This window comes from Prevotella sp. P3-122 (assembly GCF_002251365.1).
Lineage (GTDB): Bacteria > Bacteroidota > Bacteroidia > Bacteroidales > Bacteroidaceae > Prevotella.
Window position 1 is genome coordinate 103,303 of the sequence record NZ_NPJH01000041.1, and the last position, 20,761, is coordinate 124,063.

Below are 20,761 nucleotides of genomic sequence, written 5' to 3' on the forward strand. Positions count from 1 at the left end.
TGTCGGTGTGCAGGCACTGGCATCAACCCCTCTGCAAGCTGCTGCAGTCGGAAACGTTGCGGTGGTGAGCGTTGCAGAGAGGTACGTATTACTGAGCTGAACGCAAGTGAACGTTTTCGTTAAGCCAAATAGGGTCAGAGGGACAGATATATAGACCCTCAACATTTCAGTCGTTAAACTTATCATTGGCAAAACCGAAGTATTTTGTGAAGAAAGACTTTAGAATCATAGGGACAATCCGTAGAACTGGTGCGAGTAGAAACTTCCGATACTCTCATGGCACATTCTGAAGAGGCACAGCAGCACTATCAGCAGAGAGGCCGAGATGCCTTGCTGCTTCTCCATCTTCAAGTGCCTCAGCCTCTGAGAAAGGTGAAAATGGTCGAAAAGATTGATAATATCTGCGTTCATGCGATTCTTCTGGCAAACAATGTTGTATATCTCGTGAATATTTTCTAAATTTGCAGTCATAACAGGGGCTGAGCTGAGGTTGCAATTGGTTTTCTTTTCACTTGCTAATTTACAACTTTTTCTTCAAACTCCTGTTATTTTAATAGTTAAATAAAATCAATTTATACACAATTAAACCATCACAAAGGGTGGAAAACTTTAGTTAGGGTAATTTGCAAACAAAGATGGAAGAATCCAAAAAAGGGAAAATACTCTTGGTTGACGACAATGAAGATGTCCTCTTGTCTCTCAACCTTCTGCTGAAACCTCGTGTCGAAGCTATCAGAGCTATAACTAAGCCAGAACGAATCATCGAGTTCATGGATAGCTTTGCCCCTGATGTTATACTTCTCGACATGAACTTCCGCCGTGATGCTATCAGTGGTGAAGAAGGCTACGAATGGCTTGAAGCAATATTGAAACATAATCCGAGAAGCGTGGTGCTGTTCATCACAGCATATGTAGATACGGAGAAGGCGGTTCGTGCCATCAAGGCAGGAGCCATAGATTTCATTCCTAAACCATGGGACAAACAAAAGATGCTCGACACTGTGCACAGTGCCATCGAGCTGAGTTATAGCCGACAAGGACGAGAAGCAGTACAGACGGTTCAGGACGAGACTTTCAGTCGCATGATAGGCGAGTGCCCTGCCATAATTGAAATGAAACGTCAGATAGCACGAGTGGCGGTTACAGATGCCAATGTTCTGATAACAGGCGAGAACGGCACAGGCAAGGATGTGGCAGCTCACGCACTTCACGAACTCTCGACACGCAGCGACAAGCAATTCGTCTGCATCGACCTTGGTTGTATTCCTGAAACACTGTTTGAAAGCGAGCTGTTTGGCTATGAGAAGGGAGCCTTTACCGATGCCAAAAACGCAAAAGAAGGGCGAGTAGAGTCTGCGGATGGCGGCACATTGTTCCTTGACGAGATAGGCAACCTTTCCGCTCAGACTCAGCAGAAACTGCTAACGGTCATTGAGAAACGAGTGGTGTCACGCATCGGTAGCAACAAGTCAAAGAATGTAGATGTGCGACTCATTAGTGCAACAAATGCAGATCTCTATGCTAAGGTCAGAGAGGGTGCGTTCCGCCAGGACCTGTTGTATCGCATCAACACAATAGAGCTTCACCTGCCACCTTTGCGTGAGCGTGGCCACGATGTCATTCTGCTTGCTGAACATTTCATCAGCAACATGGCTGTCAAATATGGTAAGCGCGTTCCGACTCTTGCTGAATCAGCCAAACAAAAACTCTTGCAACATTCATGGCCCGGCAATATCCGTGAACTGCAGCACAGCATAGAAAGAGCCATCGTCCTCTCAGACAAGGCTATTCTCGAAGCGGATGACATTCCGCTGGAAAGAAAAAGTACATTCTCAATGGAGGGTGACGGAAGCAACTCTGGCAATGATAGTCAGGATGAAATCGGAGTGACCTATAACCTTGATGAGCTTGAACGCAAAGCTATTGCTCGTGCCATATCTGCGAGCAATGGCAATCTCACCCGTGCAGCAGAACTCTTAGGCATCACACGATTTGCTTTATACCGCAAGATTGAGAAATTAGGAATCTAACAAGAAATCAGCAAAGTATGTCATTCATCGAAAACATTCTTCATGGCAAAAGCATAAAGCGACTTCGTCTTATGCTCGACTCGTTGCGCACCCGCGACCTTTCCCTTCAGTTTAACCTTGACGGCATGAAAGGCGAGGAACGAAAGCTTGCCGAGGAAATGAATGCCGTGATAAATGATTTCCGTGAAGGCCAACTGAGGCAAGAGAAGCAGTATCAGTACTTCGATACGCTTCTCAACACCGTCAGCGACATGCTGATAGTTGCAGACTCCTCTGGCAAGGTCAGTTGGATGAACTATTCGGCAGTTGAGGGTCTGTGTGGATTCAAGATTCAGCATTTGAACGATCTCTCTGCTGTGGATGCAGAATTGCCAGCCACTCTGCAGCAATTGCGGCCAGGCATACAGCAACTCGTACGTTTCCAGCCACAATCTGACAGCTCTGTCAAGGACTATGTGGTCAGCATGTCTTATCTATACACCATGGGACTAACACTCCACATCTATACCATACAGAATGTTCAAACTATAGTTCAACAAAGTGAAGCTGATGCCCAGCAAAAACTGGTACGGGTACTTACTCACGAAATAATGAACTCGCTTACGCCTATCATCTCTCTATCCGACACCCTCAGCGACACCATGCAGCAAAGTAACTTCAGGGATGAGGATATGCTTGCTGCAATACAAGCCATTAACCGCCGTGCAGGAGGACTCATGCAGTTTGTGGAGAACTACCGCAAGCTGCAGTACATTTCTGCTCCGCAGTATGATAATGTATCAGTCGGCAACCTTCTTGCCAATTTGAAGCAGCTCTATAAATCCGACTGCATACACTTTAAGACCGAGAATGAAGATCAACTCCTTCACATCGACCGCACACAGATAGAACAGGTGCTAATCAATCTTATCAAAAATGCCCTCGAAGCCACAGATGGATGCTGTGAGCCGTGCATCACGTTGTCGATAAAGCAACAGTTACGAGGGCGGGAAGTCTGCATTACAGTTGAAGACAATGGTGTTGGGATCGCTACTGACGTGCTGGATAACATCTTCGTGCCCTTTTTTACCACCAAGATTGATGGCTCGGGTATTGGTCTCAGCATTTGCAAACAGGTAATCACTCTTCATGGAGGTACTATAACAGCCACTTCTACCATAGGAAAAGGTTCTTTATTCACGATTATTCTGCCTTTGTAAATAGTGTGCGCACCGTGCGATTCCGCACATAAGGCGTGCGTTTCCGCACAGGTGGAAAATACACCAATTTGGGATTAGACATTAGTAATCAGTTACTTACACTATTGGCTTCTATTTTGCTATATATAATAGTAAAAATACATGCCCAATGACAAAAAGAACATTATACACATTAGTCTTTGAATTCCTCCTTTTCATTCCAAATAGAGGAAAGGCGGAATCTGTCCCCAATGATTCGTTGGTGTTGGATCTTCAATCTGTCATCCAGATTGCCAAAACTCAATCGCCTTCGGCACAGAGCGCCAGAAACTCATTTCTTTCAGCCTACTGGAACTATCGTTATTTCCGTGCAAACTACCTACCGTCTATTACACTCAGTTCCTCACCTTATATAAATAAAGAGGTGAATAAAATCACTCAGTCAGACGGAACGGCAATGTTTATCGGTCAAGACCAATTTGGTGCAGACCTATCGTTGACCATCAATCAGAATATCTCATTTACGGGTGGTAGTCTCTTTGTGAAGAGTAGGCTAAATCGTCTTGATGAGTTTCAAAACAAATCGACTAATTATAGCGCATCTCCCATCTCTATCGGTTATCAGCAGAGCCTCTTCGGCTATAACTCATTGAAATGGGACAAACTCATTGAGCCCATCCGTTTCCGCGAAGCCAAGAAACAATATGCAGAGACACTTGAGCTTGTTTCTGCCACCGCTTGCAATTATTTCTTTCGCCTTGCTACAGCGCAAATGGAACTGGATATGGCTCGACAGAACTACGCTTCGGCAGACACACTCTACCAAATGGCTCAGGGGCGTTATTCTATTGGAACCATAACCGAGAACGAAATGCTCCAGTTGGAAATCAACAAGCTCAATGAAGAGAGCAACGTAATGGATGCACAGATTTCTCTTCAAGAACAGTTGCAAAGCGTTCGCTCGTTTCTGGGGCTAGAACAGTCAACCGACATACGGCTCATAATCCCCGACAGTGTACCGCAATTTAGCGTACCACTTGACGAAGCCATAAGTCTAGCAACAGAGAATAGTCCCGATCCCGACTATTACAAGCGTATTGTGACGGAGAGCAAGAGTTCGCTCGCTAACGCCCGAGCTAACTCTGGGCTGAAAGCAGACCTTTACCTACAATTTGGATTATCACAAACAGGAAACGAACTTGGCACAGCATACAGAAACCTGATGAATCAGGAGTATGCCAGTGTGTCAATAGTCTTGCCAATCCTTGATTGGGGACGCGGCAAAGGTCGCGTGAGGGTTGCAAAATCGCAACTGGCATTGATAGAGACTCAGGCAGAACAAGGAATGAATGACTTCTATCAGAACATAGAAAAGTTGGTCATGCAATTCAACAGGCAGGCTCACAAGGTCAAGATTGCGAAACTTACCGACAAGAGAGCAAACCAGCGACATACGGTTGCTCGGCAACTCTATATCATGGGAAGGAATTCTATACTCGACCTGAATTCATCAATAAACGAGAAGAATGCAGCCCGCCGTAGTCACCTTTCAGCTATGCAAACATATTGGAGCCTTTATTATACGATTCGTTCAATGACGGCATACGATTTTGAGAGAAATCTACCCATTTCGGAAGAATTACCCATAGAATAAAACAGAACATCATGGATATACAACTTAAACCAAAGCCCTGGTACATCAAGTACCGCTATTACATTATGGCAGGCGTAGCGTTCCTCGCCTTCGTGGTGTATGTCATCACGCTGATTGTATGCCCTCGCCAACTGAACATTGATGCCGAGGAATATAAGATAGTGGAGGTGGAGAACGGACACTTCATGGAATACGTGGATGTGGAAGGTGTCACTCAGCCAATCCTCACACTCCAAATCAATGCTATGGAGAGCGGATTCGTAAGCCGCATCGTGGCTGAGGAAGGTGCTATACTGAATGAGGGCGACACGATACTCGTGCTTACCAACCCCGAACTGCTACGTTCCATTGAGGACGAACGCGACTCATGGCAGAACAGCCAGCGCAACTATCGCGAGCAGGAGATAGAGATGGAACAGAAGAGCATCACGTTGCGCCAGCAGGCTCTCGACGCTTCGCACCAGATGGCGAGCCTCGACAAGTCGCTCAAGCAGAGCCGCGAGGAGTATCGCATGGGTATCAAGAGCAAGGCTGAGCTGGAGGTGGCAGAAGAGGATTATGAGTACCAGAAGCAGAAGACTCAACTGCAGATGCAGAGCCTGCGTCATGATTCCATAGCCACACGACTGCGCCGTGAGATGGTTGTTGCCAACCGCGAGGCAGAAAACAAGAAGCTAAGTCGTGCAAACAATCGTACCAATGGACTTGTGGTGCGCGCCCCAATCTCTGGTCAGCTGAGCTACCTTGCCGTCACTCCAGGTCAGCAGGTATCTATGGGCATGAGCATCGGTCAGATCAAGGACTTGTCACAGTATAAGGTTCACACCTCGCTGAACGAATACTACATCGACCGCATAACTGCAGGACTCCCTGCCAAGATAAGCTATCAGGACAAGACCTTCCCTCTCAGCATCTCAAGAGTAGTGCCAGAGGTGAAGGAGCGCAGCTTCGATGTCGACCTCGTCTTCTCAGGACAAAATCCATCGAACATACGTCTTGGCAAGAGCTATCGTGTGCAGATAGAGCTTGGCAAACCAGAGCGTGCTATCATCATTCCTCGTGGCGACTTCTACCAGCACACAGGTGGGAAATGGATTTACCGCCTCTCCTCCGATGGCAAGAAGGCAACGAAGGTGGAGATAGAGATTGGCCGTCAGAATCCGCAACACTATGAGATAGTTGGTGGTCTCAACGAAGGAGACCGCGTGATTGTCAGCGGATATGATAAGTTTGGAGATATTGAAGAACTTATAATCAAATGATTTGTGTAACTTTTTGTCAAAATAGACAATTATGTATTTATTGATTCACAACCTTAAGATTGCAATTCGCAATCTCATGAAGTACAAACTTCAGACAATAATTTCTGTGCTGGGCATTGCTATAGGCATAGTGACGCTTGCCTTTGCACATTCTGCAATTGAAAGAATCAAACTTCCTACCATCTATCATCAGTCATACTATGATAGAGCGTATCAAGTGTGGTTCGACTCTCTTAATCTTGCTCCAGATGCGGATACTAATTATGTACGAGTAAACAAAGACATTATCCGTGCATTAAAGGGTGACGGAGGATTGAAATGCGCAGAGAAGATGGCTGTACCGAATGGAACTATGTATGGAAATCGTTTTGAGTTCCATTTCTCTGATTCCTCTATACTGAGGAAAGCTGTTGACTGCTGCATCATCGACCCAGAAATGTTTGACTACCACGGTCACCGTTCTGCCATCACTGGCGAGAGGATAAAGAAGCTGGGAGTGGGTGAAGCCATCATCTGCAAGAGCTTGGCGACAATCATCTTTGGCGACAAGAACCCCGTTGGTGCTGTGCAGGTTTATACAAGCGAGACATTCCCTATCCCTTTTACAATAGTAGATGTGTGTGAAGATTTTTCTGAGTTTGACAGTCCGCTCAGTCCCCGACACATGTATATTTCATTGGGTGATGTGGAAAGTGTGCAATGCGAGACTTCAGCCGAGGCTTATGCCATATGGATAAATGTTGCGAGAAAGGAAGAATGCACTGATAAGCAGCTCTTGGATGAAATTAACTCACGCATCAAGCCTTTCGGGATTAAGGCACAGCTCCAGAGTGAAGCAGGCAGAGAGAGTGTGGAAGCGGTCTTGACTATCAATTCCCTTGTCTATCTCGTCAGTTCACTTATCCTGATTGCAGCTATCATTGGTTTCCTACGTATGCAGATTCAACTCTTCTGGAGTCGCCGTAGGGAGGTGTCGCTTCGCATTGTGAATGGAGCTACACGCTGGCAGCTGTTCTACCTCTTCTGTACGGAAGTACTGATTACTATCTGCATGTCAGTCATTACAGCTGTGCTTATTGGCAACTGGATCGAGCACTTCCTCTACACAAGGTTAGCCGACTTGATGTCGGAGGGAGACTTTGTGATTCACAATCTCGGTATGTACAGCTGCCAGATAGGACTTCTTTTGTTTGTTATCTGTAGCCTGACAATATGGATAGCCCTCATCCGCATTTGCAAGTCGGAGAAAGGTCTTGAAGCCAACATGCGACACAGCCGTACCCACATCTTCCGCAACACTATGCTTGGCTTTCAGATTGCCATAAGCATTGTCTTTGTCTGTGGTACATTCATTACTCTCAATTGGGCAGACAAGATGCTGGATGCCTACCATCTGCCTGAGGACGAGAGTTTCTATGAAAATTGCGTTTCATTAAGTTTGAGGCATGATGACGATCCCAAGCAACTCGTAGAGGAGATACGACGTCTTCCTGATGTAGATAGGATGGTTTGCCATTCAGAGGGACACATCCCGGTTCTCAATCTTACGGAAAATGAAGAAGCAAAGGTTGCTTTGCAAAGAGACTACCTTCCATTCTTCTGTGCAACAGACACTACTCTGCTATCTTTCTACAATCTGAAAGCACATTGGTTTGCCAAGAATAACAATGTCAAGGAGTTTGTACTGATGAATGAAAGCATCTACAGTCAGTTGAAAGAGTTGGGCGTCATTGATAATGGTACGCTTACACTAAATGATTGGAATGAGGGAGTATTGACATTGCCTATCGCAGGAACGATACCTGACATTCCTTATACAAACATGAAAACCTCCATATACATTCATCAAGGGAATGAAGGTCGTGGCTTTGAATATGTCGTTGTGCCAAAGGCTGGCAGGTATGCCTCTCTCATTAGCGATATGGAGAAAACCATCCATCGTCTTTCACCATCTGTATCAGATAAGATGGCAAAGAACTTCTGCGACAAAAAAACCGAGATTAATTTAATCAGGAGCATGAAAACTATCGCCTGGATTCTTGGCGCGGTAAGCATCATCATCTGTGCTATGAGTATCTACAGTACCATTGCTCTCGACACTCGCTCGCGTCGCAAGGAGGTGGCAATCCGCAAGGTGCATGGAGCAATGCGACGTGACATCTATCGCCTCTTCGGGCGCTTGTACTTCATTCTTATCGTCCTCGCACTCTTCATTGCGATTCCGGGTGCAATACTCTTTAACCAGATGATGGACGGGATAATGCAAGGTTCTGTCGATGCCACACTCTCCCCTGTCATTCCGTGCATTCTCGGCTCCCTCGTTATCATCATCCTCATCGCCCTTATCGTGGGCTGGCATATTAGGAAGGTTATGAAAGTAGAGTGCGACGAGATGATCGTGAAGGAGTAAGAATAGAAAAGAATTAAACGATTAAAAAAATAAACATTATGATTAAGATTGAAAACATCAAGAAAGTATTTCGTACTGAAGACGTAGAGACATGGGCTCTTCGTGAAGTTAGCCTCGAAGTTAAGGCAGGTGAATTTGTAGCCATCATGGGTCCTTCGGGATGTGGCAAGTCAACACTGCTGAACATCCTCGGTCTGCTGTCATCACCAACCGAGGGTACATACATGCTCGATGGCAAGGACGTGAGCACTCTCAGCGAGAGCGACCGCATCAAGCTGCGCAAGGGAGCACTCGGTTTCGTATTCCAATCGTTCAACCTCATTGACGAACTGAATGTGAGCGAGAACATCGAACTTCCTCTACTCTATATGGGTGTGTCAGCCAAGGAACGTAAGGAGGCTGTCAAGGCGGTCATCGACCGTGTAGCCATGGGACATCGTGCCAAGCACTTCCCTGCCCAGCTCTCAGGCGGTCAGCAGCAGCGTGTGGCTATTGCCCGTGCCGTAATCTCGAACCCGAAACTCATCCTTGCCGATGAGCCTACAGGTAACCTAGACTCTAAGAATGGTCGTGAGGTTATGGAACTCCTAAAGGAATTGCACCGTGAAGGTACCACCATCGTCATGGTTACTCACTCGCAGCGAGATGCCAGCTATGCAGACCGTACCATCAACCTTTTTGACGGACAGATTGTAAACGAAGTAGAGATGTAACAAGAAAGAATGAATTCGCTTTATATTTTCAAGCATGCATGGCGTCATTTGTCTCGCATGCGCACATATACCTTTATTAATGTTGTGGGACTCATCGTGAGTCTCACGGGTGCCATCATCATTGCACGGTATGTGCATCAGGAGCTGACGGTGGATCATTACATCCTGCACCTTGACCGCACCTTCATGCTGACCAATGTGCAGGATGAAGGCACATCTATAAACTAAAGGGGAAAGGATGGAAGTAGTGTTGAAATGTTACATCTGAGCAACATTATGGCATGTTTTTCGCCCACATAGCATCTTTTAAGGGTAAGATGAATCGTAATTGAAAAAATGTAGTACTTTTGTAGAGCAAAAGGTCGGCGTTTACCTATTTATAAGAATTTGATAACGAATCAGTAATGATAGATCTTAGAAATCCAAAGTTGGAAGATTTCAAGCATATTGAAGCTCCTGTTCGAGAGTCTGCAACTCGAAAGACCTTCGCTTCTTTCTATAGGGTGAAGCCTGGTAGCTATGTCATTCCGCGTACTAAGCATAAGGTGACAAAACTTCCTGAAGGCATTTTATGAGCACATTCAACAAAGAGTATGATGGTCTTGCAGATGCCATCATAACGAATGCAATCGTGATGCCAGCCGTAGAACTTAAGTAAATACCGCCAATAATTGCTAATAAAATAAAGATGAAAAAGTTTTTTAATACGCTGTTTGTGACGTTGTTATGCTTTACCGCATCATGGGCACAGAAACCAGCAGTATGGGATAACCCTACGACAGAGTTTGGTACGGATTATGGTGATGGGTTCTTCAACACCGTCATTGATGTAACCCGTGTGGAACTGAAAAAGGATGAGACAACGATGGCTGTAAGGGTACAGTTGCGTTCCGATTATCCTGACTATCGTTTTCAGTTCACAAAAGATACTTATCTGCTTGCTGATGGCGTGAGGTATCCTGTGGTGTCAGCAGATGGCATTGAGTTTGATAAGTACCGCCAGACAGAGGCTGACGGCAAACTGGACATAGTGTTCCACTTCAAGCCATTACCTCTCGGCACCAAGGTGTTTGACTTCATTGAGGGCGACGGTGAGCGTGCCTTTCAGATAAAGGGCATACGACCTGTGGAGGAGCGCCACAAGATGTTGTTCCCTTCATATTGGAGAAACGAGAAGACTGGTGATTGGGAGATTGCCTTCATTGACAACTATGCCATCTATGACTGCAAGATATGGAACATGAAAGCGGAGACAAATCCAACCAAAGGTGAGGCACAGATTGTTCTGGAGAGCGATGGAAAGACCGTGAACGTGATGGTAGGAAAGGACAAGAAGGGTAAGCGCACCATTACTATTGACGGCAGGAAGGCTGTGTATTCGATGATAACGGAGCGTTTCATGCCTTACTATCCAACAAAGGACACCCGCACCGACTTCTTGGACACAAACTACAAGACTGACACGGCTACCGTGATAGGATGGATAAAGGACATGCCTGAGCATTATCGCAGCATGAATACTTTCGACTTCGGCACTCAGGATTTCTTCCAAGATGAACAGGTAAACTTCAATGCGGAGCTGGATTCGCTGGGAAGATTCAGCATCAAGATTCCACTCATGAACAGTTCAGAGTTCTTCTGCGACTGGCAACGATGCTTCATGCGCACCATGCTTGAGCCTGGCAAGACATACTTCCTGCTCTATGACTTTAAGGAAGGTCGCCGAATGTGGATGGGTGAGGATGTTCGTCTGCAGAACGAACTGTTCCGTCATCCTCTCAACTGGAACAGCATACGCATGGAAGAAGACGGTGACGACTTCGACAAATACGTTGCTTCGGTAGATAGTCTTATAAAGACACAGCACGCGCAAGTTGATGAACTATGCCGACAGCACCCTACTCTCTCCACGCGCTTCAACCTATACTGCAAGGGAAGCGCCACATGGCAGCAGGCACATGATTTCGGACAGGCACGTTTCCGTGCGAAAGATTACCACTTCCCTGAGAATGCGAAAAAGTATGCTTACGAGAATTTCTGGCTGAAGTTGCCAAAGCCATACACTCTCTATAGGGATGTGAGACAATTTTGGTGTGACTATCTTGACGATGCAACGCTCAATGTCCAGACTACATACTCGTTCAACATGTTTGACCACATCGATGAGATTACGGCAGACCAAAAAGAACGGGATATGCTGAAAGAATACAAGGTGCGTATGGACGAAATTGACAAGGAGATTGATGCTATTCCTGAAATGGAGAAAAAGCAGCAGAAGGCTAACGAATTCAATGCTGCAAATGCGGATATCATCAAACAGGTGGTGCGAATCTTCAACTCTCCCCGTGCAAGGGACGTGGCAAACAATTACCTTCTGTTGCCAAGATGGCAGAATCAGTTGAACGCTCTCGATTCTATCGGCGCTGACAAACTCGTCAAGAGCATAATGATGGCAAAGATGGCATACGATGAATTGGATTATAACCGTAAGCCTTTAACTACCGCTACCATGGATAGCCTCAAGGTGTGGATAGACACTCCTGAGGTGTATGCAGACCTTGAGAAGAAGAATGAATACTACCAGGCTCTCACTAACCGCCAGTTTGACAAACGCATACTGAACACCGGCAAGGATGTGCAAGGCATGACAGAGGGCGAAGAAATACTGAAGAAACTGCTCGAACCATACAAGGGAAAGATCGTATTGATAGATGTGTGGGGCACTTGGTGTAGTCCTTGCAAAGAGGCTCTGTCGCATTCCGAGGAGGAATATGCGCGTCTGGCAAAGTATGACATGCAGTTTGTGTACCTGGCAAACAACAGTCCTATGGACACGTGGGAGAATGTAATCAAGGAATACAACGTGACAGGTCCTAATGTGACACACTTCAATCTGGAAATTCCGCAACAGAGTGCCATTGAGCGTTACCTTCAGATTAATTCATTCCCAACATATAAGATTACTGACAAGCAAGGCAATATCCTCGATATAAAGGTGGATGCTCGCGACCTCAACTCATTGGAAGACCTTGTAAAGATGATACTTGGAAAGTAGTCGAAGTTTATCGCAGAGACATGTTCGGGACAGGGGACAGGTCCGTGTCCCGCCTTCTCATTTTTTTTTTAACATTTGTGATAGACAGAATTTGTCAAGGTCATGAACCACTTGAACATGGTGCTTGCCTATTGGATACGCAGGAAATACAAGCGTTTCCATCGCAAGCCCATTGTCAAGGCTTTCAGTTCCTGCAACCTCGGCTGCACTCGGCATAGCATTCAAGCAGGCTTGATGCTCTGCTCTCGTTGGCACGAGCTTTCAGTTCCTGCAACCTCGGCTGCACTCGGCATAGCATTCAAGCCTGCTTGATGCTCTGCTCTCGTTGGCACGAGCTTTCAGTTCCTGCAACCTCGGCTGCACTCGGCATAGCATTCAAGCCTGCTTGATGCTCTGCTCTCGTTGGCACGAGCTTTCATTTGGCTGCAAGAGATAGCGAGCAAAGACCGCAGTCTTTTCTATCATTGGCAGAGAGGTCAGACCCCAAGGTTATGTCTATGCACAAAGCGTTGAGTGTGAAGAGCCGTGTGAGGGGAGACTTTCACGCACGGTTCTGTGAGAGGGTGAGGGTGAAACTCCCTCGCTCTACTCGACCCTGTCCCCTTGTCTATAAGCCCAGCAGATGCGTTGCCAGCAATGTTCCGTTCCACGCCAGCAGCCATATGGTGATGAGGATTGTCAACATTCTCATGGCCGTCTGCCAATGGCCGTGCAGGCGTGCCAGCAGGAAGCCCATGGCGATGGGGACGATGACGGCCCAGTGGCTTGCCATGATGTAGACTTCGGTGAGGGCAAAGCCAAGAACCATGTGCATGGTCATGTCGACGGCAAACCACGACAGGACGAGACGGAAGAACGCTGACGGCCAGCCGCATACGCAACCGGCAAGAAACAATATTACGAGCACCGCCTCGACGGCGTAGCTGTACCACGACCTGTAGCTCACAATCACGGGACGCGTCATGTTTGTGTCCTGAAGCAGATAGTCGCAGTGAAACTGGAACGACTCGCCAAAAAGGTTCTCAACGACAGTTGCCGTGCGTGATGTCTTGGTGTCTATCCATTCCAGAATGCTGTTGTCCGTGTCGTTGAATGAGCGGCGGTGTTTCATCCATTCCTGATGAGCCATGAATTTCTTGGCAAACTTCTTGTCCTTCTTCATCCTCTTCTCGATGTTCCTTGTCTGTATCTCGTTGTCGGGCTTTACCATGTTCTCGTACTGTGCCCAGTAGCATCCTCCCATGATGGCAAGCGGCAGCCCCACGGCAACGGCTATATGGCGTGGCCTCCAGAATGCCCGGCCATTGGTCCACCATGCTGCCAGCCATATCTTGGCACCATTGGTCAGTGTCACGCCTGCTGTTGCCGTTGCCAGCAATGCCGTCAGCCAGGCAGGCATCTTCCTGCCTTCCTGCATCATGCTTCCTGCAATATACAGGGTGAGCGAAAGAAGAAACAGCGACAGGGCAAAATGGTCGGGGGTGGCGCTGGCGGCCATGATATGTCCAAAGGAGAAGAAAAGCACGGACAGCAGCAGGGAGTCTGCCCGTCCAAGTCCTATCAGGCGGTTGGCTATGCGATAGGTGAACAGGAATGTGTAGGTGCCGCACAGGGTGTAGAGCACTGCCATGATGAAGATGGCGCAGTTGCAGCCTGTGATGTCCATGAGCCACCCGTTGAGCATGGCGAGAGGGTAGAGCAGCAGCGTCAGAAGCGGATGACGGGACAGGGTGTAGTATATCTTCCAGCGTGACAATGTGATGTACATGTATGGATCGTAGCCCGAGAGTGTGAAATGGTCGTGGAAGATGGTCCAGAACCCGAGGTTGCCCCCACGGGTGAACAGCTCGTACTTGTAGGCTATCATCAGGCCGTTGACAACCAGCAGAATTGTCATTCCGACAACGAGCGCAGGTATTTCCCTTTTTCTTATCTTGAATATATCCATAGAACGGTGAATGATTAGAAAATCGGCACAAAGATAGGAAAATAAAGCCTTACTGCCAAATATCCTTAGTGGGAATATCTATGTTGAAACATCAGTTTGACGTATTTAGATAGAGCAGATTATTATATGATGTGAGCTACGGATATATATGGATAGTGCAACGCATATGTTTGCATGGGCAGTAAGGTTAATAACCTTGCAGCCGTAAGGTTAATAACCTTTCGCCCGTAAGGTTATTAACCTTTCAGGCGATGGAATGGTAATAGTCTTCAGATGTAATGGTATTCTCATTGGCATGAATATGTCTTTTCCCCACAAAAAAAGAGCTAAGTCTTAATGTAGACTTAGCTCCTTGCTTATGTTGTAGTCTGAGACATGCGATACTTAATTATCTAACGACAACCTTCCTGACGGTAGAGTGTCCGTTGCCAGATACTTTCACTACTGCTACTCCCTTGTAGGAAACAGGTATTACGGCAGAGCCGTTGACAGTGGTGTCAGCCAGTGTGCGTCCGTCGGCAGCTATTACCTTTACCGATGCCTCGCCGTTGGCAGTAACCACAATGGCAGCTCCGTCAACGCTGATAGATGCAGAGCCGTTGCCGCCCTCAACACCCTCGATGCCTGTGGAGTCTGACACCTTGGCGCGGGCAACGTTGATGACGCGGCCAGTGTTGGCGTCAATCATCATGCATACCACCTTGCAGTTGTAGATGTTGCTGACGTATGGCGCGTTGGTCTTTATGCCGAACGATACGGTGCCCGTATAGTCCTTGTTGCTCTCCACCTCGGTAGGTACAAGTCCGCGCATTCCGCTGTAGTTTGACGACGGGTATAGTGCGCGGGCCACATCGTGGAAGATGTATGGGTAAATGATGCTCTTGCCGTAAAGGCCGTCCTTCTGCCACTCGCCGAGGTCATCATCGTAGAAGCTGTAGAGGTTGTTCTGCTGATATCCGCTGAGGCTGTCCTCTGTGATGATGAAGAACATACCCACGTTGAGGTTGCTCATGTCGAGCGCGTACTTGAAGGCATATGGTATGGACAGAACGTCTGTGGCCTTGTCGTATATGGCGTTGATATACAGGTCGGCATCGGCGTCTGTGGACAGCTCGTCGCTGACGGTCTCCAACCACAGCTTCTGGGTGCTTGATGTGAATGAGTAGTCAACCACTCCGTCTACGGTCTCGCTGACCATCGGCGATACGATGTTGCCGCGGTTGATGCGTCCCGTTGGTGCGGCAGCCATGCCGAGATAGTATGTGGCGTAGTCGGTCATGCCGCTCTCGAAGCTGTCACCAGTGTATACGTGGTAGGTGACAGGAATGAAGCGGTCGCCATAGGTCTTCTCCAGTTTCTCTATTGCCAGATGGCCGAGAGGACAGTTGGGGCAAGCCTCGCCGGTATATTCCTCCAGGACAACCCTCTTGGTTGGTCTGAACGAGAGGTTCCTGATGGAGGTGACAAGACGGTCGAAGGTCTCACCGCCATTCAGCTCTACGTATACGGTGAACTTGTTCTCTGTTCCGCTCGTCAGTGGCAGGGGCTTGGCAAATTCGAATGGGAAGACATCCTCTGCCTTGAGCGAGAGGCCGTCCTGGCTTATCTCGTCTACCACGTTGCCTTCGCCATCGAGCAGCTGCACCTTGATAGAGGAGTATGTGGAAGTGCCGTTCTTGATGGTTACGTTACCCTTGATGGCCTGCTTTGTCATGCCGACACCGCTCTCGGGAACTCCCGTAAGTGCTATCTGCATGTCCATGTTGTGGACAACGTTCACCTCTGCTACGAATACCGCGCTCTGGTTCTCGTTCTCGTTGACAAAGGCGATGTATATGTTCTTTCCCGCATACTCGCTCAGGTCTATGTTGAACAGTTCCCAGTCGCCATTGAGTGTACCCTCGGAGCTTCCCGGCGAGAGGGTCTTGTCAACGACAATGTTGCCCTCGGTTCTGAACTTCTCAATCTTAGCTGCATCAAGGTCGTTGTAGACATCATCGGTAGAGTAGATGATCACCTTCAGGTTGTCGGTGCTGCCGAAGCGGTAGCTCTGGGCCTTGAACGACAGGTAGCACTTGTCGTCAGGGATATATAGCTGTGGTGTTACCATCCAGTCGTCAGACTTGCCGGCAGGGGTGTACATAGAGTGTGATACGGCACAGGTATTAGTGTAGTCGTCGTCAGCGGCATACCACCATGCTGTAGTCGTAGAGTTGAACTTCCATGCCTCCATCTCGGCAGTAGGAGTGTTCTTGTCACCGTCGTAGAGCATGACGTTGCCCATGCCGCCCTCGAAGTTCTCTATATAAATATGTGTGTTGTCCGAGACGATGGTGCGCTCGTATGAGCCGTCGTACATGACGCTTACCTCTGTGTTGAAGCTGTAACCGCTCTCGTCTGATATGGAGCCTTCGGGAATAACCACCCTGTAGGTGTTGCCCTTGTAGAGGCTCTGCGAGCTGGTAGGATATACAATAACCTGATTGTAAGTCTCGTTGTTTGTTCCGGCAAGGATGTTCAGGTCGCATATCGGAGTAGTCTCGTCATTGCGGTATAGCTGTGCCTTTGCGCCATCGGCAACCTTCACGTCAGTGTCGAAGGTGAACACCACGGGATTGGTGGTCATGTCGAGATGGCCTACGGTGCTGTGCTCCTCTGGAGCTACGCCCGTGCATACTATCGGGGTATCGCCGTGACCTATGTAGGTTATGGTAATCTCGGCGTTGGTCTTGGTCTGGTCGCCTTCCAGGCAGATGGTTCCTGCGGGAATGACGATGTTGTATGTCTTGTCCTTGTCCAGTGCTGTAGTGCGGAAACCGATGTCCACGGTTCTTGGGTCGCTGGCGTTGGCAGCAAACTTCAGAGCGCTCTTTACTACGTTGCCGTCCTCGTCCTTAAGCGCGATGTCGCTGACGGAGCCTGTCACGGCCACACGGCGGGAGAACTTCACGGCCACGTTGGAAACCTTGGTGATGCATGAGCCTGAACGTGGGGTTACATTGTAGGTCGAAAGGAGGTTTACCTTGGAGCAAGCCTCTGCAAACGACTCTGGAAGCTCCAGCACGTAGTTGTCCTCGCTGATGTATGCCATGCCTGCAAGAACCTTTCCGTTGGCGGAGATGGCTGAGGCAAGACCTGTGCTGTAGTAGCCTGTGCGGGTATAGTAGTCGATGCCATACCTCTGCTGGAGCAGCTCGTCAAGGCCATACCAGTAGTTGTCGTGAAGGATATAGAGCGAGCGGCTGGGACTTACGGCCGGTGTGGCTGCGTAGATGGTGCCATTGTCGTCGATGACAACGCAACCCTTGTCGAGGTCGTCTGCTCTCATCATGTACTCCACCTCCTTGGTCTCTGTGCTGTAGCGGAACGGACACCTTGCGTCCTCGGCTGTATAGAGTACGCCTGACACCCACTTTCCGTTGGGGCTTATGCAGATGCCGTCGAGCGACAGTACACCGCTTTTCTTAGCTGTGAACTTATTGGTGTCTGCATTGTAGTCGAAGACTATGGGGTCCCAGCTCTCTGTCTGCCGGTCGTAAAGGAAATACATCACATATTGCGGATAGCTGTAGTCAACGCAGCCCACAATGTATCGTCCGTCGGCCGATATGCCCGTAAAGCGGGTCATGTTCTCGTAGGTACCTGACAGGTCTACACGTGGAAGGTTGGGTGTGGAGATTTGCTTGCCCGTGGCCATGTCCCACATGGTAGGCACCTCGTCGTAACCTCCTTGCGTGCAGAGGCCTACGCCGTACTTTCCGTCGGGCGTGACAGCCATCACACGGCCACCGGTATTGCCAAGTGTAACTTCCAGTCTGACCCATTGCTTGGTCTCCGTATTGTAGTATGCCGGAGTGCCGGATATTCCTCCTACAACCATCTTGCCGTCGTCTGTGACGTCATTGGCCTGGCTTGCCGTGCCCGACTCAGCGTCGCTCGCTGAGAGCAACTCTGTCACGACGCCATTCTCAACATCTACAAGCTTCGGGTAGGAGTATTCAGATGTGGCACCGTTGGAACCGTAGGCTACGGCCCACTTTCCATTGTCTGATATTCCGCGTATCACGGAACCGTCGCTCATACCATACTTCGTAAGTCTCGCCTCAGGTGTGACTTGTGCCAACATGTGATGGTATGACAAGGCTACCGCAAGAAGCAGCAAGGCCTTGGTTATTGATTGCTTAAAACACATAAAAATGATACTTTTATATTAAAAAACCATGCAAAGTTACTACTTTAATGTCAAAAATGCCAAAAGTCTTTAGTTTTTAAGACCTTTTTATTGAATTTTTAATTTAAAATGAGTAATTTTGCCAACTAAATAATATGCTTTTTATGAAAAGACTTAGATTTTTGTCTGTGCTGGTAATGCTTTGCGCATGCTCAAGCTTATTCGCACAGTTGCCATCGGTGAAGCTTAAGACCCTTGATGGCAAGACAGTTGACACGTCGGAACTCAGTAACGACGGCAAACCTTTTGTTATCAGTTTCTTCGCTACCTGGTGCAAGCCGTGCAACAGGGAGCTGAAGGCTATCCACGAACAGTATGCAGACTGGCAGGAGGAAACGGGAATGAAGGTCATTGCCATTTCCATCGACCAGGCACAGAACATACACAAGGTGAAACCGCTGGTGGATGGCGAGGAATGGGAATACGAAATACTGCTCGACCCAAACAGCGAGTTCAGGCGTGCCATGGGCGTGCAGATGATTCCTCACGTCTTCATCATCGGTGGCGATGGCAAGATTGTTGAGTCCAGAAGCGGATATACCGATGGAGGAGAGAACCATCTGATAGAGAAGATTCGTGAACTTGTAGCTAAATAATAACCGGACAGAGTGATGCATTCAAAGTTTTTTGCGGCTTCCGTCCTCATGGCAGCTATGGCCACAGGACAGGCGTGGGCGCAGGACGGTGACAAGGTTTCTGTGCACGGAAGCATACAGAGCGACATCCTCGTGCCCCAGGAGGATAATAAAATAGGTACGGGTACATATAAAGAAGATGTGCTCACCAATACTTATGCCGACATCAACATTGCCTACAAGAGTCTCGAGGTTGGAACCAGACTGGAGTTCACCGAGTATCCGTTGCCAGGTTTCGAACCGGATTTCAAGGGGTGGGGCGTACCTTATCTCTATGCGAAGTTCAAGACTGGGAAAGGTGTCGACGTCACCCTCGGCGACTTCTACGACCAGTTCGGTAGCGGACTTATCTTCCGTACATACGAGGAGAGAAGCCTCGGCATAGACAACTCCATCAGGGGAGCGCACGTAGCTGTGAATGCCATCAAGGGCGTGCAGTTCAAGGCTCTCGGTGGTGTGCAGAGACGTTATTGGGACTGGGACACGGATTCATGGCTCGCCGGTGCCGACCTGGAGATAAATATCGACCAGTACAGCAAGCGCATGCAGGAGAACAATATCTCTTGGATGGTTGGCGGCTCATACGTGCTGCTCAACTACGAGGAGGATGGTGACAACATCATCGTGCCGGGCACCAACTTCCGGTTAGATATGCCGTCTACGGTGCATGCCTTCGACGTGAGGTCACGCCTGCAGACTGGCAACTACAGCTTTCTGGCTGAGTATGCATGGAGGTCGCAGGACCCATCTGCCGATAATGGCTACATCTATCGCCGCGGTTCGGCAGTCCTGCTGTCGGCATCGTATTCTGCCAAGGGCGTAAGCGCACTGTTCCAGGCCAAGCGCAGCGAGAACATGTCGTTCCGTTCCAGAAGGTCGTTAACGGGAACATCGGCTTTTGTCAACAACATGCCGGCATTCGCATACCAGCATACATACTCACTGCCTGCACTTTATCCCTATGCTACCCAGGCTGCACCGGGAGAATGGGCTTTTCAAGGTGAGTTCGGATATACTTTCAAGCGCAACTCGGCTCTCGGAGGCAAGTATGGCACCAAGCTGAAGCTCAATGTCAGTCATATACGTGGTCTCGACAAAGACCCCGTGGAACCCATCTATGGCAACACGGTCATGGGTACCGACGGCTATGAGACGGGCTTCTTCAAGATGGGAAAACTCTATTATCAGGACATCAACCTGCAGATGGAGAAGAAGCTCTCCAAGTCGTTCAAGCTGAACCTCATGTATATGAACCAGCGATACGACAAGACTGTCATAGAGGGCGAGGGCGGTGTCATCAAGGCCAATATCGGTGTGGCTGAGGGTAAATATCAGATTAACAAGAAGTTCACACTAAGAGGCGAGCTGCAATATCTCTCAACCAGTCAGGACCAGGGCGACTGGGCGTTTGGACTGCTTGAGCTGTCTGCCCTCCCGTACCTGATGTTCACCGTAAGCGACATGTGGAATACGGGTGAGACAGACATACATTATTATATGGCATCAGTCACTGGTACATACAAGGCTCATCGCCTGATGCTCGGATATGGCCGCACGCGTGCTGGCTACAACTGCTCCGGTGGCGTGTGCAGGTATGTTCCGGCAAGCAAGGGACTGAACATCTCGTATAACTATACTTTCTAAA

The 20,761-nt window shown here is 48.4% G+C and carries 14 protein-coding genes; 11 read left to right on the forward strand and 3 right to left on the reverse strand.

Going from position 1 to position 20,761, the window contains the following annotated elements; genetic code table 11:
• Positions 1–225: 225 nt before the first annotated feature.
• Complete coding sequence (locus CIL02_RS07955; protein WP_141210171.1) at positions 226–411, reverse strand: hypothetical protein; 186 nt, start codon at positions 409–411, stop codon at positions 226–228.
• Between the two features lie 224 nt (positions 412–635).
• Between CIL02_RS07955 and CIL02_RS07960 the strand changes: the two genes are divergently transcribed.
• The 9 genes from CIL02_RS07960 to CIL02_RS08000 all read left to right on the forward strand — a co-directional run bounded on the left by CIL02_RS07960 (position 636) and on the right by CIL02_RS08000 (position 12,614).
• A complete protein-coding gene (locus CIL02_RS07960; protein ID WP_094400657.1) occupies positions 636–2,030 on the forward strand; it encodes a sigma-54 dependent transcriptional regulator in 1,395 nt (464 codons plus the stop codon).
• A 17-nt stretch (positions 2,031–2,047) separates the two neighbouring features.
• Positions 2,048–3,229 (forward strand): PAS domain-containing sensor histidine kinase, encoded by a 1,182-nt coding sequence (locus tag CIL02_RS07965; protein WP_094400659.1) that lies wholly within the window; start codon positions 2,048–2,050, stop codon positions 3,227–3,229.
• A gap of 148 nt (positions 3,230–3,377) precedes the next feature.
• Entirely contained in the window at positions 3,378–4,862 is a 1,485-nt protein-coding gene (locus tag CIL02_RS07970; RefSeq protein WP_094400661.1) for a TolC family protein, read from the forward strand.
• An 11-nt stretch (positions 4,863–4,873) separates the two neighbouring features.
• Positions 4,874–6,124, forward strand: coding sequence for an efflux RND transporter periplasmic adaptor subunit (locus CIL02_RS07975; RefSeq protein WP_094400663.1), 1,251 nt, complete (start codon positions 4,874–4,876; stop codon positions 6,122–6,124).
• 76 nt (positions 6,125–6,200) lie between these two features.
• Positions 6,201–8,534, forward strand: a complete 2,334-nt coding sequence (locus CIL02_RS07980; protein ID WP_170935046.1) for an ABC transporter permease — start codon at positions 6,201–6,203, stop codon at positions 8,532–8,534.
• A 38-nt stretch (positions 8,535–8,572) separates the two neighbouring features.
• Positions 8,573–9,247, forward strand: coding sequence for an ABC transporter ATP-binding protein (locus CIL02_RS07985; RefSeq protein WP_094400668.1), 675 nt, complete (start codon positions 8,573–8,575; stop codon positions 9,245–9,247).
• A gap of 57 nt (positions 9,248–9,304) precedes the next feature.
• Positions 9,305–9,475 carry a hypothetical protein gene (locus CIL02_RS16315; protein WP_170935047.1) on the forward strand — a complete coding sequence of 57 codons (171 nt, stop codon included), beginning with the start codon at positions 9,305–9,307 and terminating at the stop codon, positions 9,473–9,475.
• Positions 9,476–9,935: 460 nt separating this feature from the next.
• Positions 9,936–12,302 carry a TlpA disulfide reductase family protein gene (locus CIL02_RS07995; RefSeq protein ID WP_094400671.1) on the forward strand — a complete coding sequence of 789 codons (2,367 nt, stop codon included), beginning with the start codon at positions 9,936–9,938 and terminating at the stop codon, positions 12,300–12,302.
• Positions 12,303–12,404: 102 nt separating this feature from the next.
• Entirely contained in the window at positions 12,405–12,614 is a 210-nt protein-coding gene (locus tag CIL02_RS08000) for a hypothetical protein (RefSeq protein ID WP_094400673.1), read from the forward strand.
• Positions 12,615–12,909: 295 nt separating this feature from the next.
• On the opposite strand, the gene CIL02_RS08005 is transcribed toward CIL02_RS08000, so the two are convergent.
• Positions 12,910–14,250, reverse strand: a complete 1,341-nt coding sequence (locus CIL02_RS08005) for a DUF6080 domain-containing protein (RefSeq protein WP_094400675.1) — start codon at positions 14,248–14,250, stop codon at positions 12,910–12,912.
• A 388-nt stretch (positions 14,251–14,638) separates the two neighbouring features.
• Positions 14,639–18,442, reverse strand: a complete 3,804-nt coding sequence (locus tag CIL02_RS08010; RefSeq protein ID WP_094400677.1) for a choice-of-anchor J domain-containing protein — start codon at positions 18,440–18,442, stop codon at positions 14,639–14,641.
• 143 nt (positions 18,443–18,585) lie between these two features.
• Between CIL02_RS08010 and CIL02_RS08015 the strand changes: the two genes are divergently transcribed.
• Together CIL02_RS08015 and CIL02_RS08020 are read left to right on the forward strand one after the other, a co-directional pair.
• Positions 18,586–19,077 (forward strand): peroxiredoxin, encoded by a 492-nt coding sequence (locus CIL02_RS08015; protein WP_094400679.1) that lies wholly within the window; start codon positions 18,586–18,588, stop codon positions 19,075–19,077.
• Between the two features lie 15 nt (positions 19,078–19,092).
• On the forward strand, positions 19,093–20,760 hold the full coding sequence (locus tag CIL02_RS08020) for a DUF6029 family protein (protein WP_240513590.1): 1,668 nt from the start codon (positions 19,093–19,095) through the stop codon (positions 20,758–20,760).
• Position 20,761 lies beyond the last annotated feature (1 nt).